The sequence below is a fragment of the Dactylosporangium sp. CS-033363 genome (genome assembly GCF_050942475.1).
Classification (GTDB): Bacteria; Actinomycetota; Actinomycetes; order Mycobacteriales; family Micromonosporaceae; genus Dactylosporangium.
Map to the genome: position 1 here is coordinate 8,576,567 of NZ_CP192032.1, position 22,801 is coordinate 8,599,367.

The window sequence follows — 22,801 nt, forward strand, 5'->3', positions numbered from 1 at the left end:
CGGGAGGTACCGCATGATCGAGCTGGCAGGCGTGTCGCGGACGTTCCGGACCCGGTCCGGCGACGTGGAGGCGCTGCGCGCGATCGACCTCGGCGCGGCGGCCGGCGAGTTCCTGGCCGTCATCGGGCGGTCCGGCTGCGGCAAGTCGACCCTGCTGCGGCTCGTGGCCGGGCTGCTGCGCCCGAGCGCGGGCCGGGTCGCGATCGGCGGCGCGCCGGTCACCGGCCCGCGGCCCGACGTGGCGCTGATGTTCCAGCGCCCGGCCCTGCTGCCGTGGCGCTCGGTGCTCGCCAACGTGCTGCTGCCGCTGGAGATCCGCGGCCGGGTCCGCGAGCCCGACCGGGACCGCGCCCGCGCCCAGCTCGACGCGGTCGGCCTGGCCGGCTTCCACCGCCGGCTGCCGCACGAGCTCTCCGGCGGCATGCAGCAGCGGGTCGCGCTGTGCCGGGCCCTCATCCAGCGCCCGAGCGTGCTGCTCATGGACGAGCCGTTCTCCGCCCTCGACGCGCTGACCCGCGAGGAGCTCGCCGGGCAGCTGCAGGAGGTGCACATGGAGCTGCGCCCGACCACGATCTTCGTCACCCACTCGATCCAGGAGGCGGTGCTGCTGGCCGACCGGGTCGCCGTGCTGAGCAACCGCCCGGGCCGCGTCCAGCGGGTCATCGCCGTCGACATCCCGCGGCCCCGCTCGTTCGGGCACAACGCGCACCTGACCGACGTCGCCGCCCACGTGGCCGAGCTGACCGATCTCCTGCACACGCACGAGCCGTCACCCGTGTGAGTTCCCCCGAGCGGCCGATTCTGCGGTACCGCACGGTTAACCCCTCCACGATCAGTTTCCGCAGCTCAGACGTCGTTGCAGTTGTCTGCCCTGATACGTGTGAGCCGCGATTTGGCGTGCCAGATCCGCCCGCCGGTGATCACCGAGCGCGACGTTGACTTGACATTGAGCCACGAGGATGGTTCGGGAGGTCAATGACGACCCGGATGGGGGGGAAAGCCGATGCCCGTCAACGAATCTCTCGACCTCAACCAGGTCCGTGCCGTGCTCGACCAGTCCGGCGAACCGTGGCGGATCTCCTACACGTCGATGACCGCGCTCACCGAGGCGGAGCGCGTCCGGCGTCTCGGAGTGCCGCCCACGCCGGGGCTCGACGTCGACCGCCTCGAGGAGGCCAAGGACGAACGCGCGGCGATGGTGCGCTCGGCGGTCGCCGAGTCCGTCGGCGCGCCGGTCGCGTTCGACCTGCGCAACGTCAACGGCGTCGACTTCACGACGCCGGTGAAGGACCAGCTCTCCTGCGGCTCGTGCGTCTCCTTCGCCACCGTGGCCGCGATGGAGCACGTCCGCCGCTTCACCACCGGCACCTCGGGACTGGCGATCGACCTGTCCGAGGCGCACCTGTTCTACACGCACGGCCGCAACGCCGGCGCCACCTGTTCCAGCGGCTGGTGGCCGGACCAGGCGTGCAACGCGTCCCGCGACATCGGGGTGACCTTCGAGGACTACTTCCCCTACACCCCGGGCGACCAGGACAGCAGCCGGCTCAACTCCGACTGGCCCAACCGGCTCGCCAAGATCACGGCCTGGAAGCTGCTCAACAACAACGCCGCCGAGATGAAGCGGTACATCTCCACGTACGGCTCGATCGGCGCCTGCTTCGACGTGTACCAGGACTTCTTCAGCTACGGCGGCGGCATCTACCGGCACCTCACCGGGGCCTACGCCGGCGGGCACTGCGTATGCCTCGTCGGGTACGACGATGCGCAGGGCTGCTGGATCGCCAAGAACAGCTGGGGCAACGGCTGGGGTGCGGGCGGCTTCTTCCGCATCGCGTACGGCGAGTGCCGCATCGAGGGCTACCAGACCGTCGGCATCGAGGGCGTGAACGTCCGCGCCTGGCTGCCGGACCAGCTGATCCTGGGGCTGTGGAGCAACGAGTACGACGCCAACGCCTGGGCCTACGGGGCCGGCCGCGGCTGGCTCAGGCTCGACGGCAACACCGCCGTCACCGACGAGGCGATGCTCCTGGAGCTCTCCGCCTCCAAGGCCGTGCGGCAGCCGGTCGGCCTGTTCGAGGACGCCGGGGCCATCCAGCAGATCTACGCCTGGTGAGCGAAGGAGGAGGATCGATGACCACCAGCAGCGAGCCCATCGCGGGCGAGGGCCCCAGCCGGACCCCGCCGAAGAGCGGCGCGACCACCGTGGAGCAGAAGGGCTTCACCGAGCCGAAGGCCTTCTCCCCCGCCGAGGTGGCGGCCAAGACCCAGGCCCCGCCGGCGATCGAGACGGCCCGCCCGACGCTGCTCCCGCCGACGGTGGCGGGCGCGCAGACGGTCGCGGCCGACGCGGTGACGGCGACCTGGCGCAGCAACCAGACGGTGACCGCGACCTGGTCCATCTCCGAGCCGCGCAACGCCTGGATGCACGTGAAGGACCTGGGCTGGCGCAAGCTCTACAACGGGCGGGACTGGGCGTTCACCGCCCTGGTCACGCTGGCCGCGCAGGCCCGGCAGACCCAGCGGCCGATCACCTTCCGCGAGGAGGCCGACGGCATGGTCTACGAGATCTACCTGTGGTGATCTGTTAGTCGCCGCGGACGGTGACCTCGACGCGCACCGTCCGCGCCGGCTCGCCCTCCCAGGCGCGGGCCAGGCGCAGCGTGAGGGTGCCGTGGCCGGGGCGGGTGGCGTGCAGCGCGACCACGCGCTCCCCCGCGGCACCCGGGGCCGCACCGCCGGGCCGGTACTCGTCGGACTCCACGCTCAGCAGGTCGCCGGGCAGATCGAACTGCCAGCGGTACCCGGTCGTCGGCGTCTCGCCCGCACGGACCACCACCCGGTCGCCCTGCGCGATCGAGACCGTCTCGGCGGTGCTGCCGGGGCCGATGGCCACCGCAACGTCAGCCACGTCGATGAGTCTACGCCCGTGCGCCCGGAAAGCTCGGCTCACGCCGCGGCCGGGTACGCGGCACTGATGGCATGCCGGACCGCGGTGGCGTCCTTGACGAGATGGCAGCGCCCGCGCGGCAGCCGCAGGTCGATCCCGCCCCGCCGGGCGGCCTGCATGCTGGCCGCGGCCAGCACCGACACGACCCCGTCGTCGAGCGCGGCGACGTCGGTACAGTCGACCATGACGGGCTTGAGCTGCTGCTCGACGAGCTCGCGCAGCACGTCGTACAGCGCCGGGGCGAGCGAGGCTCCGACGACCCCGGACAGCCAGACGAGCGAGGCGTCGTCCAGGTGGATCACGACCATCTGCTGCTTCACGGCACCACCTCCGGGCGTGTGACCCTGCGTGTACCCGACGCCCGAAAACGGCAAACCGGGACTGATCCCGATGCGGCCGGATTCCGTACACCATGACAGCCACGCCTCACGCCAGACCATCGACGCGAGGAGGTGCCGCGCGTGGTCCGCTCCAAGCAACACGCAGACACGTCCCGGGAGAGCCCCAGGCAGCACGGCGAGCACTACGCCAGCCGCGAGACCGCCTCGGGCGTCTTCACCCGCCCAGCGCCGCCGCCCCACACCTCGAGACCACCCGCACCACCGCGCCACGCGCCCGAACCTCCGGCACCGCCGCGCCACTCGCCCGAACCTCCGGCACCGCCGCCGGATCGGCCACCGCCGCCCGCGCCGCCGTCCTGGTTCACGCCGACGGTGGCACCAGCGCCGCCGGTGCCGCACGCTCCGCCGGTGCCGCACGCTCCGCCGCCGGCGCCTGCCAACGCGCCGCAGCTCTCGCTCCGGCCGCTGCGCACGCCGGCGCCGGCCGTGACCGCGATCCGGGTGGAGGCGGTGCCGGTGGACGGGTTCGAGTACGAGACGGCGGCTCCGTGGTGCAACGACCCTCCGGAGGCACCGCCACCGCCGGAACCGCCCGTCATCAGGCCGGCGCCGAAGCCGCTGTTCAACCCGCTGGCCCCGAAGCCGGAGCGGCGCACCATCACCTGGCTGGACGAGTGAGCCTCAGCTCGCGAGCGCGTCCGGGACGAGGCCGACGCCGGTGGAGGCGGTGAGGGCGGCGCTCAGGTCGGCCACGAAGCGGTCGACCCGCTCGCGGGGGACGCCCGGCATCAGGACCGCGTGGGCATTGCCGCGCTCGTCGGTCGCCAGCGGCCAGCGGTCCAGCAGCGGCTGGGGCGGGCGCGGGAAGACCACCGTGAAGGCCCGCGGCTGCGCGCGCCAGGCCGGCCAGCCGATGCCGCGCAGCTGCTGCTCGGTGTAGCGGGCCAGGGCGCGGGCGCTCTCCGCGCGGGCGCGCAGGCCGGCCGGGCCCCAGTGGCGCAGGAGGTACCAGAACCACAGCGGCGCGTGCCCGGAGCGCGAGCCGGTGATGGTGCTGTCCGGGGCGGCGGTGTACGTGATGTCGCCCCGGCCCGTATGGCGGTCCGCGAGGGCGACCACCACCCCGCAGGGGAACGGGACAGCCAGGAACTTGTGGCCGCTCACGGCCACGCTGTGGGCCCCGTCGGCGAAGGTGAAGGCGGCGCGGCCGGGCGGGTCGTCGAGGGCGAGTGGCACGCCGGCGAGGGCGGCGTCCGCGTGGATCCAGCGGCGGGCGGCGTCGACTCCGGCCGCATCCAGCACGCGGCCGATGCGGCCCACGTCGTCGATCGCCTCCGTCATCGTGGTACCGATCGACGCCACCACGATCACGCCCGTCCCGCGGCGGTTGCGGCCGTCCCGCGCCACCGCCGCGTACAGCAGGTCGTAGCGCATCTCCCCGCGCTCGTCGGTCGGCACCACGTGCAGGCGCATGCGCAGCAGCTCGGCCGCCTTGGCCACGCTGTAGTGCGCGGCCGCCGAGCAGTAGACGGTGGCCGCGGCCAGCTGCCGGCGGGCCTGCCACAGGGCCCAGTGCGTGCTCTCGGTACTCCCGGTCGTCACATACCCGTGCCGGTTGTCCAGCGGCGCGTCGAACAGGTCGGCGAGGAAGCCGATCACCTCGTACTCGAGGTGCTTGGTGTGCATCCGGTACGCCCCGCCGGGGGCGAACGGGTGCCCGACGTTGTTGAGCAGCAGGCGCTCGAACGGCGCCAGGGCGCTCATGTCGGGAAGGTCGGTGGCGCCGGGGTACCCGAGGTCGTAGTCGCGGTGCTGCAGCAGGTCGGCGTGCAACTGCTCCAGCCGGCCCGCGACCGTCGGGTCACCCGGCGACGGCAACCCGGGTGTCATCGGGGCCGCGATCCATGGTCGACGATCCGCCCGATCTCGCCCATCCACCGCCACACGTGGTAGATCGGGTCCGACTCGGGCGTCTCGGCGAGGGCCGGGTTCCAGCGCCAGTGCATGCTCGGGGTGCCGTACTGCGTGTTCCCGTCCCGCACCGAGCAGTCCACGGTGAGCGCGTTGAACTGCAGCTCCCCGCCGCGGTCGAGGACCAGCATGGTGCCGTCGATGAGCCGGGCGTAGCAGCGGCCCGGCAGGTCGGCCTCGCTGCGCGCGGTGCGCTGGGCGGTGACCCAGTCGCCGTAGGGCGTGTCGAGCGTGACCACCCCGATGCCGGCGAACACCGCCTCGTACGACATCGAGTCGGTCTTGTTGCACATGGAGGTGCGCGGGTCGAACCGCGGATCCGCGGAGTACCCCTCCCGCGCGTGCTGGGCCAGCCCGTACAGCAGGTGCGGGAGCGACGCCGCCTCGTCGTCGGCGAGGAAGATGCGGGTGGCGGTGCGCAGCTGGTCGTACAGGCGGCCGCTCGGTTCGCTGTAGAACAGGGCCACGCCGTGCGGGGCGAGCGGGTCGCGCCGGCGCCGCTCCCACGCGTGCCGGGCGTGCAGGAACGAGAAGCGCCGCAGCCGGGCCACGACCGCGCCCCGGTAGGTCGGCGTGATGTCCACGCTCGGCGCGGCGGGCGGCGGCGCCACCGGCTCGCTCGGCACGCTGCGCATGTGCCGCGGCGCCGGTGCGGGCTCCGGCTCCGGCTCGGCCGCGTAGCCCTGGTAGGAGGGCGGGACCTCGCTGGTGCGCTCGATCGCCCACCAGGGCACCGAGGAGGACGATGGCGGGTTCGGCTCCCAGTCGTTCTGCATGGTCGTGCGCGGGTCAGACATCGAGGTCCTGCAGGCGCTGATCGAGGACCCGCAAGGGGTCCGGGCGGCCCTTGCCGACCTCGGCGAGCACGGGGGCCTTCCCGGCGCGCAGCACGAAGCCCCACACCACGCCGGCGATGACGGTGAGCACCACCGCCGCCGGCAGGATCGCCTGCAGCGGGGAGTCGTCGGCGATCTGCAGCAGCGACGACAGGTGCGACACCATGATGGCCAGGACGCCCACGCCGCCGATCACGCCGAGCGAGGGCAGCACGGTGGTGACGAACAGTCCCTCGGTACTGCCGCCGCCCTTGCGGTAGTAGCGGATCGCGCCGATCGAGATGAGCACCAGCATCACCAGGATGCCCACCGCGCCGGCCGCGGACAGCCACGTGAAGATGACGCCGATCGGGTCCGCCCCGGCCGCGGCGAACAGGCCGACGACGACCAGCGCCGAGACGCTCTGCACGAGCGAGCCGCCGGTCGGCGCGCCCTGGGCCCGGCCGCTGGTGCCGGTGCGGGCCAGCCAGCCGGGCAGCACGCCCTCGCGGGCCATGGCGAAGAGGTACCGCGCGATCGTGTTGTGGAACGACAGCATCGCCACCGTCACGCTGGTGACCAGCAGGAGCGTCGCGAGCAGGCTCAGGCCGCTGCCGTACCACTGGTCGAACAGCGCGAACGGCAGGCCCGAGTCCGGGTTGGCGGCGGTCGCGGCGATCTGCTGGTCGCCGACGGCCACGGCCAGGGCCCACGCCGACAGCCCGTAGAACAGCGCCATGAACACGACCGCGGCGAGGGTCGCGCGGCCGATGCTGCGGCTGGTGCGGACCTCCTCGGAGTACGCGGGGGCGGTGTCGAAGCCGATGAATGCCGCGATGCCGAGCGCGAACGCACCGCCGATGCCGGGCGCCCACAGCCCGCTGACGTCGATCGGCGCGGCGGTGATGGCGTCGTTGAACGGGTGGGTGAAGCTGGCGATGTCGAACAGCGTGATGACGGCGAGCTCGATGCAGAGCACGGTGCCGACGACGAACGCGGACAGCGACACGTGCAGCAGCCCGCAGATGGCGACGATCAGCCAGATCACCGCGGCCCACAGCAGCCACGAGCCGCCGATCAGGCCGGCGATGGTGACGCCGATCAGGCCGTACAGACTCATCTGGATCGCGGAGTAGAAGACCAGGGCGAGCGCCCCGCCCACGAGCCCGGACATCGGCCCGAAGGCGTGGGCGAGCAGCGCGTAGGCCGGCGCGGCGTGCGGCACGGCGCGCGACATGGCCACGTATCCGACCGCGAGCAGCCCGAGCATGATGCCCAGCAGCGGGAAGGTCAGCGGGGTGGCGACGAGTCCGGTGGCCGCGTAGGTCGCGACGATACCGCCGGCCAGCACCGCCATCGGCGAGCTCGCGCCGACCTGAAAGAGCCACACACCGCCGCCGCTCATCTTCCGGCGGGTCAGTCCCTGCGTCGTCACCGGCCACCGTCCACAGTGGTCAAAAGGCAGGCGGGCACAGGTGTCACGGGGGGACGCATCGCGGCGCGTTCTCCAGCTTCTGCCGGCTGAGGCCGAAGTCGTTCGGACCACAACAGTCAATGTGATAAATGTCGCTGCGAAGTGTATCGGTGTGGATCTCGGCCGGACCACCACTGCGACCTGCGGGGTATTTCACATTCCGAGGCCTCATGATCACCTTGCGTTGAGCTTGTCGTTCGGCAACAAAGGACCCTTTGTCGAGTCAGCAACTTGACCCGGAAAAAACTGTTACGCGCCCGGCTCGTGGTGGTAAGAGGTGATCATCCGCGAGCCGGCCGAGCAGGGCCCCGTGGTCCGCCCGGCCCACCCGGAAGCGCACCGGCGCCGCCGCGCCCTCCCGCAGCAGGCCGAGCCCCGGCTTCCCGGGCAGCTCCACCCGGCACCCGATCCGCGCGTCCAGCCCCCGCATCAGTCCCGGGTGGAGCCGCGGCGTGGCCAGCACCAGGTGCACGCCCAGCGACCGCCCGATCCGTGCCACGGTCGTGAACGTCTCCGCGAAGTCCGGCCGCGCGGCGAGGAGCGCGACGACGTCCTCGACGACCGCGACCAGCCGCGGCAGCACATGCCCGGCCGCGCGGTACTCCCCGATGCCCGCGACCCCCGCCGCCCGCAGCAGCTCGTTTCGGCGCAGCAACTCGTCCTGCACCGCCGCGTCCAGCCGCCCCAGGGCGTCCCTGCCCAACAGGTTGCCCGCCACCCCGGCCGAGTGCGGCAGCCGCTCGAACCCCGGGAACGCCGCCATCGCGAGGTGATCGACGAGCAGCACCGCGACCTCGTCCGGCGAGTTGTGCACGGCGAGCCCGAGCACGACGGTGCGCAGCAGCTCGGACTTGCCGGTCCCGGTCGCCCCGACCACCAGCGCGTGCGGCCCGGCCCCGCCCTCGGCCTCCGCGCGCAGATCGAGCGTGACGGGCCGGCCGTCCTCCGCGAGGCCGATCGGCACCACCGGCCCCGGCGAGCCCTGGGCCCACCGCGCGGCCGGGTCGAACGCCGCCAGGTCCTCGATTCCCCACACCTGCTCCAGCACCTTGTGGACGGTACCGTGGTGACGATGGACAAGGCCTGGGCGCGCTACCTCGCCGTGACCGCGACCGTCGGCGTCTACATCGGCCTGGGCTTCTGGCTGCGTCCCGACGCCAACACGTACCTGCTGCTCGGCATCCCCATCACGCTCGTCTACCAGCTGGCCGTGGCCCGCCGCCCGCTGCGCGCCCTCTGGCTGCCCGACGGCTCGTTCCGCGTCGATCGCTGGGTTCTGCCCATCTTCGCGGTGCTGATCGTCGGTCCACTGTGGACGCTTGCCGAGGCCGAGTCCGCGCCCGTCGTCGTCTACTCGGTGCTGACCCTGGGCACCGCCGCCGGCGCCGCCTGTGCCCTGCGGGTGATGGAGCGCCGCTGGTGGCGCGAGCTCGCCTGGATGCTGGCGATCCTGGCCGTCGTCGCGGTGATCCGCGGCGACGTCCCCGGGGCCGTGCACTGGCTGCTGTTCTACCTCCCGGCCGGCTTCCTGGTCGAGGAGGTGCTGTTCCGCGGCGCGCTGGACCTGGGCAGCTGGCCCGGCGCCGCCTGGGTCTCGCTGCTCTGGGGCCTCTGGCACCTGCCGATCCTCGACGCCGTCACCCCGCTCACCGTGGCCTGGGTGCTCGGCGCCCAGCTGGTCCTCGGCCTGGGCCTGACCTGGCTGTGGCGGCGCAGCGGCAACCTCGCCGCCCCCGCCTCCGCCCACGCCATCCTCGACTCCCTGCGCAACGTCGTGGGTGCTTAAGGGGGTTACCCGGATCCGCCGATTGCGCCGGTACTGGATGATCGGTATGTGATTCGCTTCGTCCTGAACGTCCTGTGGGTCATCTTCGGTGGCGGGTTCATCCTGTTCCTCGGATACGCCCTCGCCGCCCTGATCTGTCTCGTCCTCGTCGTCACGATCCCGTTCGCGATCGCGTCGTGGCGGCTGGCGGTGTACTCGCTGTGGCCCTTCGGCCGCACCGTCCAGGCCAAGCGCGGCGGCGCGGGCGTGGTCACCGGCCTCGCGAACATCCTGTGGGTCGTGCTCGCCGGCTGGTGGCTGGCCCTGACCCACATCACGGCCGGCATCACTCTGTGCGTGAGCATCATCGGCATCCCGTTCGGCATCGCCCACTTCAAGCTCGTGCCGGTCGCCTTCTGGCCGCTCGGCCGCGAGGTCGTCGACATCGACTAGCGGTGCCCTTGCAACTGGCGCACCTCCGTCTCGAGCTCCTCGACGCGGGCCAGCAGGTCCAGCACCACCCCGAGGGCGGCGTAGTTCAGCGGCAGCTCGGCGTGCAGCCGCTGCACCCGGGCCAGCCGCGCGAGCTGCGCCGCCGGGAACTCGGGCTCGCCCCCGGCCCCCGCGACCGGGTCGAGCAGGCCCAGCGCCACGAACCGCGTGACCAGCACGGGGTGCACGCCACCCGCGGCCGCGAAGGCGTCCAGGGTCAGGACATGGCGGTGGACGAGGGCCAGGGTCATACCGCGCTCCGGGGGTTGTAGCTCGATGTACGGGCCAGTTCCTCGAACAGCCGCCGTTCGTCGGCCGTCGGGTGTGGCGGGACCATGACCCGGACCTCGGCGAAGAGGTCGCCCGGCGGCTGCCCCGGCAGGCCCTGACCGCGCAGCCGCAGCCGGCGGCCGGACGGGGAGCCGGCCGGGATGTCCACGCGGCGGGTCTCGCCGCCCGGCGTGCGCAGCGGGACCTTCGCCCCGAGCGTCGCCTCCCACGGCGTGACCGGCAGCCGGACGGTCACGTCCCGGCCGTCCACGGTGTACCGCGGGTCGGCCGCGAACTTCACCACCAGCTGCAGGTCGCCGCGCGGGCCGCCGCCGAGGCCGCCGGAGCCCTGGCCGGCCAGCCGCAGCCGCTGCCCCTCGGTGACGCCGCGCGGGATGGTCACGCCGAGCCGGGTGCCGTCGGAGAGCGTGACGGTGCGGTGGCCGCCGCGGTACGCGTCCTCCAGCGGGATCGTGATGACCGCCTCGCTGTCGGCCCCGCGCACCGGCCCGAACCCGAACAGGTCCCCCAGATCCCCCAGGTCCGCGAACCCGCCCGGCCCGCCCTGGAAGCCTTGGAAACCGCCGCTGGGGGGCACCGTCGCGCGGGCGTCGTACTCCCGGCGGCGCGCGGGGTCGGACAGCACGTGGTACGCCTCGGTGATCTCCTTGAAGCGGTCCTCCGCGCCCGGCTCCTTGTTGACGTCGGGGTGGCTGCGCCGGGCGAGGGTGCGGTACGCCCGCTGGATCTCCTCGCCCGTCGCGCCCTTCGCCACCCCGAGCACCTCGTAGTAGTCACGCGCCATCGGCGGTCCGCTCGTCCGGTCCGACCGCCACGGCGACCGCGGCCGGGCGCAGCAGCCCGTCGGGGCCCTCGTAGCCGGGCCGGATCACCTGCGCGACGGTGCCCGGCCCGCCCTCGCCCGCGGCGACCGAGGTGACCGCCTCGTGCCGCGCCGGGTCGAACGCCTCGCCCGGCTCCCCCACCGGCGCGAAGCCGAGCCGGCCCAGGATCGCCAGCGCCTCCGCGCGCACGTGCTCGACGCCCTGCACGATCGCGGCGGGGTCGGCGGCGGCGTGCGCGAGGGCCAGGTCGAGGTGGTCGAGCAGCGGCAGCCAGGCGGCCGTGCACCGCGACCGCTCGGCCGCGGTGCGCTCGGCGACCAGCCGCTCGCACCGCTTCCGCGCGTTGTCGGCGTCGGCCTCGGCCCGCCGCCACCGCTCCTCCCAGTCCGTGCCCTCCATCGAGCCGTCCTCCATCACGAGAACTCGGCGTCGACAACGTCCTCGTCGGCGGGCGTCGACGCGGCGGCCCCGGTCAGCGCGTACGCCAGCTGCCGCAGGTCCTCGGTCAGCGGCCGGACCTGGTCGTCCCGCGCCGACTTGGCCTGCTCCAGCAGCATCTCCGCGCGGCCGCGCTCATGCTCCGGAATCTGGCTCCCGCGCTCTTCCAGCAACCGCCGCACCTGGTACGCCGCGCCGTCGAGCTCGTTGCGCGCCTCGACCGAGCGGCGGGTGGCCTCGTCCTCGTTGCGGTACCGCTCCGCCTCCTGCACCATCCGCTCGACGTCGGCCTTGTCCAGCGTGCCGCTCTCGGTGATGGTGATCTGCTGCTCCCCGCCGGTGTCCCGGTCCCGCGCGGACACGTTGAGGATGCCGTTGGCGTCGATGTCGTAGGTGACCTCGATCTGCGGCCCGCCCCGCGGCGCCGGCCGGATGTGCTCCAGCCGCAGCCGGCCCAGCACCCGGTTGTCCGCCGCCCGCTCGCGCTCGCCCTGCAGCACCACGACCTCCACGGCCGGCTGGTTGTCCTCGGCCGTCGTGAACGTCTCGGTGCGCCGTGTCGGGATCGTCGTGTTCCGCTCGATGACCCGCGTCATCAGCCCGCCCAGCGTCTCGACGCCGAGCGAGAGGGGCGTGACATCGAGGAGTACGACATCGCGCACATCGCCCTTCAAAACCCCGGCCTGGATCGCCGCTCCGAGCGCGACCACCTCGTCCGGGTTGACGCTCATGTTGGGGTCCTTGCCGCCGGTGAGCCGCCGCACCAGCGCCTGCACCGCGGGCATGCGCGTCGCCCCGCCGACGAGAATCACCTCGTCGAGGTCGCCCTCCCCGACCTTGGCATCGCTCATCGCCTGCCGCACCGGCGCCAGCGTCCGCTCGAGCAGGTCGTGCGTGAGATCCTCGAACACGGCCCGCGTCACGGTGCTGGTCAAATGCTTCGGCCCGTTCGCGTCCGCCGTGATGAAGGGCAGATTCACAGTCGTCTGCGGTACCGTCGACAGCTCGATCTTCGCCCGCTCGGCCGCCTCGATCAGCCGCTGCAGCGCCTGCGGATCCTTGCGCAGGTCGATCCCCTCGTCCCGCTTGAACTCCTCGGCGAGATGGTCGACCAGCCGATGGTCGAAGTTGTCGCCGCCCAGATGCGTATCGCCCGCCGTGGCCCGCACCTCGACGACCCCGTCCCCGACGTCGAGAATGCTGACGTCGAAGGTCCCGCCCCCGAGGTCGAACACGAGCACCGTCTCGTGCCCCTGCTTGTCCAACCCATACGCCAGCGCCGCGGCCGTAGGCTCGTTGATGATACGAAGGACCTCGAGCCCGGCAATCCGCCCGGCGTCCTTGGTGGCCTGCCGCTGCGCATCGTTGAAGTACGCGGGCACCGTGATGACCGCCTCGGTCACCTTCTCGCCAAGGTACTTCGCGGCGTCGTCGGCGAGCTTGCGCAGTACCTGCGCGGAAACCTCCTCGGGCGAAATCTGCCGCCCGCGCACATCGAACCGAACGGCCCCCTCCGGCCCGGGCGCCACCGCGTAGGTGACGGTGGCCGCTTCTTCGGCAATCTCATCGAACCGCCGCCCGATGAACCGCTTGGCGGACGTAATGGTCCCCTCAGGATTGAGCGCCGCCTGCCGCCGCGCGAGATGCCCGACAAGCCGCTCCCCACCAGCCGTATACGCCACAACGGACGGGGTGGTCCGACTCCCCTCAGCGTTGGGAATCACCGTCGGCGAACCACCCTCGAACGCGGCGATCACCGAGTTGGTCGTGCCGAGGTCAATACCAACTGCCCTGGCCATGGCCGATCCTTCCGACGCGGGTGACGTCCTGCCGGATCCAGCCTTCAGCGGATGCAGGGCATGAGCGTCCTGCCCACCGGATGACTGACCCGACCCAGCGTTTTGCCGACGTCCCCGCCCGGCCCCACTCGGGCAATCACGCCGGCCAGATGAAGCCCATCCGGCAAGGCGGCCCCGTCGAACACCACGTCCCCCGCGAAGCCCACCTGCGCGAACCCGGACTTCCCCCAGAACGTGGCCCCTTCGAAGTGCGCCGCGTCGAAGCGCGCGTCCACGAACCACGCATCGCCCGCGAAGTGGCAGTCCCGGAAACGAGCTGCTCGGCCGACTTCACGTGCAGCTCGGCGACCCGCTTCTCGGCCGCGTCATGCTCAATGCCCACGGCAGCCGCATCCCCACCCGGGTCGCACCGCCCAGCCGCCGTCCCTTCCAGCACTTCGACAGCTACGGGTGCGCCCAGTTCCGGCACGGCGGGCTCCGGCACGGCGGGCTCTGGCTCCACGGATGCGACCGGCTCAGGTTCGACCACGGCGGCCGCGCGCTCCAATGCCAACCGCCGCAACTTCTCAGCATGCCGCCGAGCAAGTCCTCAATCCCGATGCCGCTTGTGCTCGCGACGAAATGCCTCGTTCGTGGGCGAGTAATTCCGCCGCCGAGTCGTATCCCGCATAGAAGCCAATTCCGCCCGACCAAACAATGACATCTGCCCCACCCAACAATTGTCCCACCAGTCCCGCATAAACCCCAGACGACTCCATATAAAGCAAATTCCTGAGTTGTACCACCGATCGTCGACCACGACGAACCCGGCAGTCCCCAACGGTCTGGACCACCTCCCCGTAAGCAGCGTCGAACCGCGCCCACTTAACCCCGTGGGCCGCCGACAGGCGGGCCGAACCATCGGCCGAGCGCACTGCTGCGGTGCCCATCGGTCCGGCGCACGCTTTTTTCCACCCGACCGATGGGCAACCACATATGTGCCCTCGTCCGATGGTCCCCGGCCGCCTGCGGCGGCCGGAATGTATAAGCGTGGTCCCGGAGACGACTTTGGTCACCGTTCGGTGGTCCAGACCGTAAATGAAGGAGTCGGATCCGCCGTGGTCGACGTTCGGTGGTCCAGGAGGAGAATTTTGGAAAGAATGGGAAGCTGAATGACGGAGACCTCGCGGCGGACCCGGACGCCGTTCGCTGATCTGGGCGAGGACCTCGATGCCTTCCGGGCGGCGCTGCCGGCGGGAGCGCTCGTGGCGGACATCGGGTGCGGATGCTGCTGCTCGGCGATCGATCCAGCGCCACGCTAGCCGACATGCGCGCGCTGCCCTTCCAGGCCGGCAGCCTGGACGGCGTATGGTGTCAGGCCGCGCTGCTGCACGTGCCGCTCGGTGGCGTGCCCGCCGTCCTCGCCGAGTTCGGGCGGGTCGTCCGGGCCGGCGGGCCGTGGCAGCTCACGGTCGCGGAGGGCGACGGCGAGGGCTGGCAGTCGGAGCTGTACGACGGGAACCCCCGCTGGTTCGCACACCATCGCGCCGATTCCCTCACCGCGATGCTGGCCGACGCCGGCTTCGCCGCCGGACGGGTGCGGCGGCGGTCGGCGAACCGGGAGTGGCTCGCCGTGCGGGCCCGCAAGCGCTAGCCGCAGGTTGCCAGGCCGGCGTTCACCTTGCTGCGCACGACCCGGGTCGCCGACTGGGTCACGCGCTTGGCGAAGTTCGGGTCCGCCTTCGCCGCTGCGACCAAGGCGTCCGTCATCGGCTGGGCGTCGGCCAGCCGGACGCTCAGCGGCATGTCCCCGCCGGCCTGGACGAACTTCACGGCGCGCTGGCCTACCGGGACCGAGCCGACCGCGACCGCGGCGCCCAGGTCGTCGGACATGACCAGGCCGTCGAAGCCGAGTTTGCCGCGCAGGAGGTCGGTGATGATCGGGGAGGAGAAGGCGGCCACGTTGTGGGAGTCGAGCTTCGGGTACGTGGCCGACGAGATCATCACCGCCGTCGAGCCGGCCTTGATGCCGCTTGCGAAGGGCTTCAAGTAGGCGTCGTCGGCGGTCATCACGGTGTCCTGGGCGCCGGTTGACGTGTCGGTGTTCACGCGGACCCGGCCCAGGCCCGGGAAGTGTTTCAGGGTGGTCTGCACACCGGCGCCCTGGATCGCGGTCACCACCGTCGTGATGTCCTCGGCCACCGGGTCGGGGGTCGAGCCGTACTGGCGCTCGAAGCCGCCGATCGGCGGGTTGCTCTTGCCGATGTCCGCCGGGACGACATCCGCGACCGGGGCCAGGTCGATCGTGATGCCGACGTTCTTCAGGCGGCCGGCCCACTCGGCCGTGCGGGCCTTCAACGTTGCCGCATCCAGTTTGCCCTGGTTCACGGCGGTCGGGATGGCGGGGAAGTCGTCGCCCTTCAGGGTCTGGACCTGGCCGCCCTCCTGGTCGATGCCGATCTGCAGGGCCAGGCCGCCGTTCTGCTTGGCCGCGTCCTGCAACTGGGCGATCTGGCTCCGCAGCGCTGCCGCCGAGGTCGAGGAGCGACCTGCCAGGAAGAGCCCACCCAGCTTGTACTTCCCCAGCGTCGACGTCGCGCCCAGCGGGGAGCTCAGCGGGGTGCCGATCATGAGCAACTGGGCCGCCTGCGCTTCGAGCGGCAGCTTGGCGACCAGCGACTCGGCGCAGCCCACCGAAGCGGACGGCGCGGCACCCGCGGTCGGGCGTGCCGAACCACCGGGAGCCGCCGCGCCGTCGCCGGTAGAACCAGAGGAGCCGGAGGAACCCGAAGAGCCGGAGAAGCCCGCGTACGCGACCCCGGCCCCGACGAGCACCACGACGACCACCGCGACGATCGCCCACACCCGCCACGGCTCGGCGTTCCGGCGCGATCCTCGCGGCATCCGCTGTGCTCCCTCCAAAGGCCCCGTCCGGACCCGAGGATACGGCGTCTAGCGGTACGCGGTCAGGAACCGGTCGCGGAACTGATCCATCCGCCACACCGGCGCGCCGTCGGCCGGACGCAGCCCGTCCTGCCAGCCCCACCCGGAGATCTTCGCGAGGACGGCGGGATCGCGAGCCACGATCGTGATGGGCACGTCGTGGCTGGCGGTGTCGCCGACGATGACCGGGGACGGCTGGTGGTCGCCGAGGAAGACGACCACGAGATTGTCGTCGCCGTACGTCTCGATGTAGGAGATGAGCGAGCTGAGCGAGTAGACGATCGAGTTCCGGTACGCCGTGCGAATCTTGTCCGACGTGCGGATGACCGAGTCCGGCGGGTCGCCCTCGGTGCTCATGGTCTGATAGACGGTACCGTCGCCGATGTCTTTCCAGTCGACCAGCTGCGGGATCGGCGTCCACGGCGCGTGGCTCGACACGAGCGGGATCTCGGTGAAGCCCGGCTGGTGGCCCGGCTGGCGCTCCAGGCGCTGGTACGCCGCGAGCGTGAACTGGTCCGGCACGGGGACGTAGCTGAACTTCGGGCCCTTGTAGCCCATGTTCCGCGAGTCGTACAGGTCGTGGTACTGGAAGAACTTGCCCTCGGGCCAGTCGCGGTCGTTGGCCGGCATGATCCCGCCGACGTGCCAGCCGCCGCGGCGGAACGCGGCGTTGAGCGTGAACCGGTCGCCGGCCAGCAGCGACGAGCTGCGCTGGTTGTTGTCGACCCACAGGCCGGACAGCAGCGTCTCGTGCGCCATCCAGCTGCCGCCGCCGGTGATCGGGGAGGTCAGGAAGGCGGAGCGGGCCGAGAAGCCGGCCGCGGCGAGGCGCTTCGTGCCGTCGTCGAGCACCGCGCTGACCTGCGGCGCGTACTGCGGATTCTGCACCGCGTCCCGCCCGTAGCTCTCCACGAAGGTGAGCAGCACGTCCTTGCCCCGCAGCGCGGTCAGCAGCTGCGAGCCGGGCACGTCGCGGAACGCGTCGATCTGGGCCTGCTGGCCGAACTTCTCGCCGTCGTTGATGTCCCGCCGGACCAGCCCGACCTGGTCGCCGAGCGCGGCCACGGCCCCGTCGGAGGCGACGAGCAGGCCGCCGGTCTGCACGCTGAACACCGCGCACACGGCCCACACCCCGGCCAGCACGGCGGTCCCGCGGGTGGTGGCGACCTGGTGGCGCACGGCGAGCCGGGCGAGCCGGCGCAGCGCGAGCGTCATGACCACCGGCACCGACAGCACGACCAGCCCGAGGATGACCGTGAGCACGACCGCGGCCGTCTTGCCCAGCGAGGACTCGACCAGCCCGAACGCCGGGTCGAGCAGCACCCAGTCGAGCACCGGGTCGAACGGGCGGGACAGCGCGGTGTAGAAGCCCAGGTTGAACAGCCGGATGATCAGCAGCAGGCCGAGGACGACCCCCGCCACGCTCAGCACGACGGTCCGGGCGCGGCCCCGCACGGCCAGGAACACCGCGACCAGCAGGAGCCCCTCGATCGGAATGCGCAGAAACGCCATCCAGGTGTACTGCGTGAGCGAATCGGGCGTCACCAGCGTGAACAGCACCACGGCGGCGCCGAGCAGTGTGCCCAGCCAGACGAACCCGGTGCGCAGCCAGTGCCGGCGCGGCTTCGCAGGAACAGCGGCGGGGGCCTCCGCGGGTGGGGACAGGACCGCCATCAGGAGGACACCGCCACTCGCAGCGACTGCCGCCGCCAGCGCCACAGCACCTCGGAGCCGAACGACTCGACGAGGAACAGCAGCGCGATCGCCACGAGCGCGGTGGTCACGGCGAGCGGCAGCAGCCCCGTCGCGGCCACGGCCAGGGTCACGCCCTGCATCGCGGCGACCACCTTCCGCCAGTACCGTGGCGGCACCGGACCTCGCAGCCAGGGCACCAGCCACCCGGCGAAGCCGATCACGTAGCGCATGAGCCCGATCGCGAGCACCCACGGCCCGACGGACTCGGCCACGTAGACGCTCAGCACCAGGATGAGCCAGGCGTCGGCCTCCATGTCGAACCGCGCCCCGAGCGGCGTGCAGCCCCCGGTGCGCCGGGCGATCTGGCCGTCGACCGCGTCCAGCGCGAGCGCGACGGCGGCGAGCACGCACAGCACCGCGATCGGCGCCGGCCGGGTGAACGAGTCGGCGGTGAGCGCCGCGACCCCGCCGGCCAGCGCGGCCCGGGTCTGCGTCACCCAGTTGGCCGCCCCGAACGCCGCGGCGCCGGAGCGCTGCAGCCCGTACTCGAGGGCGACGTACGTGACGAGGCCGCTGACCAGACCGATCGCCCATCCCGCCGTACCCAGCCCGACCGTCCCCGACAGGACGGCGAGCACGGCAACATGGAAGATCAGTCCAGTGACCGGACCGGTTCGAACCTTCGGCATCGTCACTCCGTGTACGAGGCTGTGCTAGCTGACCATGAACCCGACAGTGGTGCATACGCGCATTCGGCGTTCACGGTTCGATCCTCACCATTTCAAGGAGCGGCCCCATGCGCACGGCGAACGCGTTCTGGACCACCGGCGCCGGAGGTGAGCTCCGCCGCGCCGAGGTGCCCGCGCCGGGTGACGACGAGGTGCTGGTCCGCACGCTGTACTCCGCTGTGAGCCGCGGCACGGAAACCCTCGTCTTCGCCGGGAAGGTGCCGCCCGACCAGCACGACGTCATGCGCGCGCCGTTCCAGGAGGGTGATTTCCCGTTCCCGGTGAAGTACGGCTACCTCAACGTCGGCGTGGTCGAGGAGGGGCCGGAGGACCTGCGCGGCCGGGCGGTGTTCTGCCTGTACCCGCACCAGACCGAGTACGTCGTGCCGCGCTCGGCCGTGGTGCCGCTGCCGGACGGCCTCCCGCCGCGCCGGGCCGTGCTCGCCGGCACCGTGGAGACCGCGGTCAACGCGCTGTGGGACGCCGCCCCGCTGATCGGCGACCGGGTCAGCGTGATCGGCGCGGGCATGGTCGGCTGCAGCGTGGCCGCCCTGCTGGCCCGGCTCCCAGGTGCCGAGGTCGAGCTGATCGACGTCGACCCGGCGCGCGCCGCGGTCGCGGAGGCGCTCGGCGTCCCGTTCCGCGCGCCGCAGGAGGCGGAGGGCGGCCGCGACCTGGTCATCCACGCCAGCGCGACCGAGCGCGGGCTGCGGCGCGCGCTCGAGCTGCTCCGGCCCGAGGGCACGGCGATCGAGCTCAGCTGGTACGGCGACCGCCCCGTCACCCTCGCGCTCGGCGGCACGTTCCACTCGGGCCGCCTGACCATCCGCAGCAGCCAGGTCGGTACCGTGTCGCCGGCCCGCAGCTCGTCGCGGACCTACGCCGACCGCCTGGCCCTCGCCCTGCGCCTGCTGCGCGACCCGGCCTTCGACGCGCTCATCACCGGCGAGTCCCCGTTCGACCAGCTGCCGGCGGTGCTCCCACGGCTCGCCGACGGCTCACTCCCAGCGCTGTGCCACCTGATCACCTACGCCTGATCGCCTGCCTCTGATCGCCTGCCTCAGGTCGCCTGCCTCAGTTCGCCTGCCTCAGTTCGCCTGCCTCAGTTCGCCTGCCTCTGATCGCCTGCCTCAGTTCGCCTACCGCAAGGAGTATGAAGCGTGTTCAGCCTCACCGTCCGTGACCACATGATGATCGCCCACAGCTTCCGCGGCGAGGTCTTCGGACCCGCCCAGCGGCTGCACGGCGCCACGTACGTGGTGGACGTGACGTTCTTCCGCCGCGACCTCGACGCCGACAACCTGGTCGTCGACATCGGCCTGGCATCGCAGGAGCTCAAGGACGTCCTGGCCGCGTTCAACTACCGCAACCTCGACGACGAGCCCGACTTCAGCGGGATCAACACCTCGACCGAGATGCTCGCCGCGGTGGTCGCCGACCGGCTGGCCGATCGGATCACCGCCGGCGGCCTCGGTCCGGGCGCGTCCGGCCTGGAGCGGCTGTCGGTGACGCTGCGCGAGTCCCACGTGGCCTGGGCAACCTACGAGCGCACGCTGTGATCGACGTTCACGCGCTCGCCGAAAGCAACCTACGAGCGTTCACGCTGATCGCTGTCCCGTGATCTTCGTCCTCCCGAATGACATCGATGATCCGGCCGCGCCGAGCGGCGGCAACCGGTACGACCGCGAGGTCTGCGCCCGGCTGAACGCCGACGAGCGGCCGGCGTTCGGGGCGTGGCCCACCCCGGCCGCCGAGGAGCTCGCGGCGCTCGACGCCCTCCTCGCGGACGTCGCCGACGGCGCGCCGGTGGTGATCGACGGCCTGATCGCCTCCTGCGCGCCGGCCGTGCTCGAGACCCACGCGGCCCGGCTGCGGCTCGTGGTGCTCGTGCACATGCCGTTCGGCGACGACGACCCGGCGGCCCGGCCGGCGGAGGCGAGGGCACTGCGTGCGGCTCGCAGTGTCATCGCCACCAGCGACTGGACCGGTCGCCGTCTGCACCAGTTGTACGCCCTGCCCCCGGACCGGATCCACGTCGCTACTCCCGGTGTCGATCAAGCCCCGCTCGCGCCCGGCTCGGGCGGGTCCGGGGCGCTGCTCACGGTCGCCGTCCTCGGCCCCCACAAGGGCCAGGACGTGCTGGTCGAGGCCCTCGCCCAGGTCGCCGACCGGGACTGGACGATGACCTGCGCCGGCGCCAAAGACCGCGATCCGGCGTTTGTCAAGGCCGTCACCGAGCGTATCGACACCCTCGGCCTCGGCGGCCGCATCCACCTTGTCGGCCCCAAAACCGGCCCCGCCCTCGACGCGCTCTACGCGGGCGCCGACCTGCTGGTCCACCCGTCGCGGGGCGAGACCTACGGGATGGTGGCGGCGGAGGCGCTCGCGCGCGGGGTACCGGTGCTGGGAACGACCGCCAAGGGACTCCCGGACGCCGTGGGCAACGCCGGGACGCTCGTGCCGCCGGGCGATCCCGATGCGCTCGCGCACGCGTTGAGGCGATGGTTCGACGAGCCCGAACTGCGGTATGAGCTGCGGACGGCCGCCCGCGCGCGGCGGGACATGCTCACGGGGTGGGACGGCACCGCCCGTACCGTGGAAGCGGTTTTCCGGAAGGTGATCACGGACTGAACCCGATCGCATTCGGCGGCGTATGTCTTAAGAGATCGTCCGGAAAGGATTCGTCATGTCGAGCGTCGCCGCGCCGCGCCGGGCCGTGAACTGGGGCCTCGTGCGCACCGTCGCGGGCATCGCCGTGCTCGCGCTGCTGGTCTGGCGCGTCGGCAGCGGCCCGTTCCTGGCCGGCCTGCGCATGATCGACGCCTGGGCGATCCTGGCCGCGGTCGGCGTCGGGGCGGCCACCATCGTCGCCTGCGCGTGGCGGTGGCAGCTGGTCGCGCGCGGCCTCGGCATGCGCCTGTCCCTGCGCACCGCGATCGCCGAGTTGTACCGTGCGGTGCTCATCAACTCCACCCTGCCCGGCGGCGTGCTGGGCGACGTGGACCGGGCCGTCGGGCACGGCAAGGCCGACGGCGACCTGGGCCGCGGCATCCGCGCCGTGGTCTGGGAGCGCACCGCCGGCCAGGTCGTGCAGATCGCCCTCGCCGTCGCCCTGCTCTGGGCGCTGCCCTCGCCCGTGCGGCCGTACGTGCCGCGCGTCGCCGCCGCCGTCGCCCTGTTCGCGCTGGTCGTGGTGGTGCTGGCGCTGGTCGCCGGCCGGCGCGGGCCGCAGTGGTGGCGCCGGGCCGTGGACACGCTGCGCGCCGACGTGCGCGAGGTGCTGCTCACCCGGCGGATCTGGCCCGGGGTGGTGTTCTTCTCCGCCGTCGCCGTGGCCGGTCACCTGATCACGTTCCTGGTCGCCGCGCGGACCGCCGGCCTGACCGCGCCGGCCTCCCAGCTCCTGCCGCTGACGCTGCTGGCCCTGCTCGCCATGGGGGTGCCGGCCAACATCGGCGGGTTCGGGCCGCGCGAGGGCGTCGCCGCCTGGGCGTTCGCCGCCGCCGGCCTGACCGCCGCACAAGGGGTCGCGACGGCGACCGTCTACGGGGTACTGGTGTTGGTGTCCAGCCTCCCCGGCGTCGCGGTCCTGCTCTTCCGCCGCCGCGCCGTGGCGGGTTGACCCGAGACAAAGGAGCGGAATGTTCGAAACACTGCCCGGGGCAACGATGCGCACGCAGGTGACCGTGCCGCTGCGGCTCCTCGACGGGTACTCCACCACCGCCCGCCTGTTCTCGTTCAACGGCCTGGTCGACGGCCGCGAGCACGTCGCCTTCGGCCTCGGCGACTGGGCGGACGCGGCCCGGCGCAGCGCCGGCGACGGCGCCGCGCCACTGGTCCGCCTGCACAGCGAGTGCCTGACCGGGGACATCTTCGGCAGTGAACGCTGCGACTGCGGGCCGCAGCTGCGCGAGGCGATCGAGCGGATCTCCGACGCCGGGGGATTTGTTTTGTACCTGCGGCAGGAGGGGCGGGGCATCGGCCTGTACTCGAAGCTCGACGCCTACGCCCTGCAGGACACCGGCCTGGACACCTTCGAGGCCAACCTGGCCCTCGGGCACGCCGAGGACGAGCGGGACTACTCCGCGGCGGCCCAGATGCTCGACGCGCTCGGCGTCCCCCGCATCCGGCTGCTGACCAACAACCCGGACAAGGCCGACCAGCTCGGCAAGCTCGGGGTGACGGTCGACAGCGTGGTACCGACGGGGGTATTTCTGAGCAAGGCGAACGCGGGCTATCTCGCGGCAAAGGCGAGCCGTGCCGCCGCGAGGTGAGGCAAGCACGCTCGCCCCTTGG

At 72.3% G+C, this 22,801-nt stretch carries 25 protein-coding genes and 1 pseudogene; 12 read left to right on the forward strand and 14 right to left on the reverse strand.

Annotated features, from left to right (window positions below; genetic code table 11):
- Nucleotides 1–13: 13 nt before the first annotated feature.
- The 3 genes from ACQPZ4_RS39425 (at nt 14) to ACQPZ4_RS39435 (ending at nt 2,583) form a co-directional block, all read left to right on the forward strand.
- Nucleotides 14–781, forward strand: coding sequence for an ABC transporter ATP-binding protein (locus tag ACQPZ4_RS39425; protein ID WP_433047903.1), 768 nt, complete (start codon nt 14–16; stop codon nt 779–781).
- A gap of 222 nt (nt 782–1,003) precedes the next feature.
- The gene (locus ACQPZ4_RS39430) at nt 1,004–2,116 is read left to right on the forward strand and encodes a C1 family peptidase (protein WP_433047906.1); all 1,113 of its coding nucleotides are present in this window, start codon (nt 1,004–1,006) and stop codon (nt 2,114–2,116) included.
- A 17-nt stretch (nt 2,117–2,133) separates the two neighbouring features.
- Nucleotides 2,134–2,583, forward strand: a complete 450-nt coding sequence (locus tag ACQPZ4_RS39435) for a hypothetical protein (protein WP_433047909.1) — start codon at nt 2,134–2,136, stop codon at nt 2,581–2,583.
- A gap of 4 nt (nt 2,584–2,587) precedes the next feature.
- On the opposite strand, the gene ACQPZ4_RS39440 is transcribed toward ACQPZ4_RS39435, so the two are convergent.
- Both ACQPZ4_RS39440 and ACQPZ4_RS39445 read right to left on the reverse strand, forming a co-directional pair.
- Complete coding sequence (locus ACQPZ4_RS39440) at nt 2,588–2,911, reverse strand: protease inhibitor I42 family protein (protein ID WP_433047912.1); 324 nt, start codon at nt 2,909–2,911, stop codon at nt 2,588–2,590.
- Nucleotides 2,912–2,949: 38 nt separating this feature from the next.
- The gene (locus ACQPZ4_RS39445; protein ID WP_433047915.1) at nt 2,950–3,270 is read right to left on the reverse strand and encodes an STAS domain-containing protein; all 321 of its coding nucleotides are present in this window, start codon (nt 3,268–3,270) and stop codon (nt 2,950–2,952) included.
- 429 nt (nt 3,271–3,699) lie between these two features.
- On the opposite strand from ACQPZ4_RS39445, the gene ACQPZ4_RS39450 reads away from it, so the two are divergent.
- Nucleotides 3,700–3,969, forward strand: a complete 270-nt coding sequence (locus tag ACQPZ4_RS39450; protein WP_433047918.1) for a hypothetical protein — start codon at nt 3,700–3,702, stop codon at nt 3,967–3,969.
- A gap of 3 nt (nt 3,970–3,972) precedes the next feature.
- Here ACQPZ4_RS39450 and ACQPZ4_RS39455 read toward each other — a convergent pair whose 3' ends face one another.
- The 4 genes from ACQPZ4_RS39455 to ACQPZ4_RS39470 all read right to left on the reverse strand — a co-directional run bounded on the left by ACQPZ4_RS39455 (nt 3,973) and on the right by ACQPZ4_RS39470 (nt 8,599).
- Nucleotides 3,973–5,181, reverse strand: a complete 1,209-nt coding sequence (locus ACQPZ4_RS39455) for a histidine decarboxylase (protein WP_433047921.1) — start codon at nt 5,179–5,181, stop codon at nt 3,973–3,975.
- On the reverse strand, nt 5,178–6,059 hold the full coding sequence (locus ACQPZ4_RS39460) for a hypothetical protein (RefSeq protein WP_433047924.1): 882 nt from the start codon (nt 6,057–6,059) through the stop codon (nt 5,178–5,180). The genes ACQPZ4_RS39455 and ACQPZ4_RS39460 overlap by 4 nt, the downstream gene beginning before the upstream one ends.
- Nucleotides 6,052–7,512 carry an APC family permease gene (locus tag ACQPZ4_RS39465; RefSeq protein ID WP_433047927.1) on the reverse strand — a complete coding sequence of 487 codons (1,461 nt, stop codon included), beginning with the start codon at nt 7,510–7,512 and terminating at the stop codon, nt 6,052–6,054. Before ACQPZ4_RS39465 ends, ACQPZ4_RS39460 begins: the two co-directional genes overlap by 8 nt.
- 262 nt (nt 7,513–7,774) lie before the next feature.
- The gene (locus tag ACQPZ4_RS39470; protein ID WP_433047930.1) at nt 7,775–8,599 is read right to left on the reverse strand and encodes an FtsK/SpoIIIE domain-containing protein; all 825 of its coding nucleotides are present in this window, start codon (nt 8,597–8,599) and stop codon (nt 7,775–7,777) included.
- 24 nt (nt 8,600–8,623) lie between these two features.
- Here ACQPZ4_RS39470 and ACQPZ4_RS39475 point away from each other — a divergent pair, with 24 nt between their 5' ends.
- Both ACQPZ4_RS39475 and ACQPZ4_RS39480 read left to right on the forward strand, forming a co-directional pair.
- Nucleotides 8,624–9,337 (forward strand): lysostaphin resistance A-like protein, encoded by a 714-nt coding sequence (locus ACQPZ4_RS39475; RefSeq protein ID WP_433047933.1) that lies wholly within the window; start codon nt 8,624–8,626, stop codon nt 9,335–9,337.
- A 48-nt stretch (nt 9,338–9,385) separates the two neighbouring features.
- Nucleotides 9,386–9,769: a YccF domain-containing protein gene (locus ACQPZ4_RS39480; protein ID WP_433047935.1), complete on the forward strand. Its 384-nt coding sequence runs from the start codon at nt 9,386–9,388 to the stop codon at nt 9,767–9,769.
- On the opposite strand, the gene ACQPZ4_RS39485 is transcribed toward ACQPZ4_RS39480, so the two are convergent.
- The 5 genes and pseudogenes from ACQPZ4_RS39485 to ACQPZ4_RS39505 form a co-directional block, all read right to left on the reverse strand.
- Nucleotides 9,766–10,059: a chaperone modulator CbpM gene (locus tag ACQPZ4_RS39485; RefSeq protein ID WP_433047937.1), complete on the reverse strand. Its 294-nt coding sequence runs from the start codon at nt 10,057–10,059 to the stop codon at nt 9,766–9,768. The two genes, ACQPZ4_RS39480 and ACQPZ4_RS39485, sit on opposite strands and share 4 nt — an antisense overlap.
- Nucleotides 10,056–10,883, reverse strand: a complete 828-nt coding sequence (locus ACQPZ4_RS39490; protein ID WP_433047938.1) for a DnaJ C-terminal domain-containing protein — start codon at nt 10,881–10,883, stop codon at nt 10,056–10,058. Before ACQPZ4_RS39490 ends, ACQPZ4_RS39485 begins: the two co-directional genes overlap by 4 nt.
- Nucleotides 10,873–11,337 (reverse strand): nucleotide exchange factor GrpE, encoded by a 465-nt coding sequence (locus ACQPZ4_RS39495; protein WP_433047940.1) that lies wholly within the window; start codon nt 11,335–11,337, stop codon nt 10,873–10,875. Before ACQPZ4_RS39495 ends, ACQPZ4_RS39490 begins: the two co-directional genes overlap by 11 nt.
- Nucleotides 11,337–13,160, reverse strand: a complete 1,824-nt coding sequence (dnaK, locus tag ACQPZ4_RS39500; protein WP_433047942.1) for a molecular chaperone DnaK — start codon at nt 13,158–13,160, stop codon at nt 11,337–11,339. The genes ACQPZ4_RS39495 and dnaK overlap by 1 nt, the downstream gene beginning before the upstream one ends.
- Nucleotides 13,161–13,204: 44 nt before the next feature.
- Nucleotides 13,205–13,441 (reverse strand): annotated as a pseudogene (locus ACQPZ4_RS39505) (hypothetical protein); the annotation flags it as partial.
- A gap of 1,025 nt (nt 13,442–14,466) precedes the next feature.
- Here ACQPZ4_RS39505 and ACQPZ4_RS39510 point away from each other — a divergent pair.
- Nucleotides 14,467–14,793, forward strand: coding sequence for a class I SAM-dependent methyltransferase (locus ACQPZ4_RS39510; RefSeq protein ID WP_433047945.1), 327 nt, complete (start codon nt 14,467–14,469; stop codon nt 14,791–14,793).
- On the opposite strand, the gene ACQPZ4_RS39515 is transcribed toward ACQPZ4_RS39510, so the two are convergent.
- From ACQPZ4_RS39515 to ACQPZ4_RS39525, 3 genes are read right to left on the reverse strand one after another with little or no spacing between them, the layout of a single operon-like run.
- Nucleotides 14,790–16,043, reverse strand: a complete 1,254-nt coding sequence (locus tag ACQPZ4_RS39515; RefSeq protein ID WP_433047948.1) for a glycoside hydrolase family 3 N-terminal domain-containing protein — start codon at nt 16,041–16,043, stop codon at nt 14,790–14,792. The two genes, ACQPZ4_RS39510 and ACQPZ4_RS39515, sit on opposite strands and share 4 nt — an antisense overlap.
- Nucleotides 16,044–16,091: 48 nt before the next feature.
- Nucleotides 16,092–17,756, reverse strand: coding sequence for a sulfatase-like hydrolase/transferase (locus tag ACQPZ4_RS39520; protein WP_433047951.1), 1,665 nt, complete (start codon nt 17,754–17,756; stop codon nt 16,092–16,094).
- Nucleotides 17,756–18,466: a CDP-alcohol phosphatidyltransferase family protein gene (locus ACQPZ4_RS39525; RefSeq protein WP_433047954.1), complete on the reverse strand. Its 711-nt coding sequence runs from the start codon at nt 18,464–18,466 to the stop codon at nt 17,756–17,758. Before ACQPZ4_RS39525 ends, ACQPZ4_RS39520 begins: the two co-directional genes overlap by 1 nt.
- Before the next feature lie 107 nt (nt 18,467–18,573).
- Here ACQPZ4_RS39525 and ACQPZ4_RS39530 point away from each other — a divergent pair, with 107 nt between their 5' ends.
- The 5 genes from ACQPZ4_RS39530 to ACQPZ4_RS39550 all read left to right on the forward strand — a co-directional run bounded on the left by ACQPZ4_RS39530 (nt 18,574) and on the right by ACQPZ4_RS39550 (nt 22,779).
- Nucleotides 18,574–19,542: a dehydrogenase gene (locus ACQPZ4_RS39530; RefSeq protein WP_433047957.1), complete on the forward strand. Its 969-nt coding sequence runs from the start codon at nt 18,574–18,576 to the stop codon at nt 19,540–19,542.
- Between the two features lie 123 nt (nt 19,543–19,665).
- Nucleotides 19,666–20,064 (forward strand): 6-pyruvoyl trahydropterin synthase family protein, encoded by a 399-nt coding sequence (locus ACQPZ4_RS39535; protein WP_433047960.1) that lies wholly within the window; start codon nt 19,666–19,668, stop codon nt 20,062–20,064.
- A 58-nt stretch (nt 20,065–20,122) separates the two neighbouring features.
- Nucleotides 20,123–21,136: a glycosyltransferase family 4 protein gene (locus tag ACQPZ4_RS39540; RefSeq protein ID WP_433047963.1), complete on the forward strand. Its 1,014-nt coding sequence runs from the start codon at nt 20,123–20,125 to the stop codon at nt 21,134–21,136.
- A gap of 55 nt (nt 21,137–21,191) precedes the next feature.
- Complete coding sequence (locus ACQPZ4_RS39545; protein WP_433047966.1) at nt 21,192–22,127, forward strand: lysylphosphatidylglycerol synthase transmembrane domain-containing protein; 936 nt, start codon at nt 21,192–21,194, stop codon at nt 22,125–22,127.
- 19 nt (nt 22,128–22,146) lie between these two features.
- Entirely contained in the window at nt 22,147–22,779 is a 633-nt protein-coding gene (locus ACQPZ4_RS39550; RefSeq protein ID WP_433047969.1) for a GTP cyclohydrolase II, read from the forward strand.
- Nucleotides 22,780–22,801 lie beyond the last annotated feature (22 nt).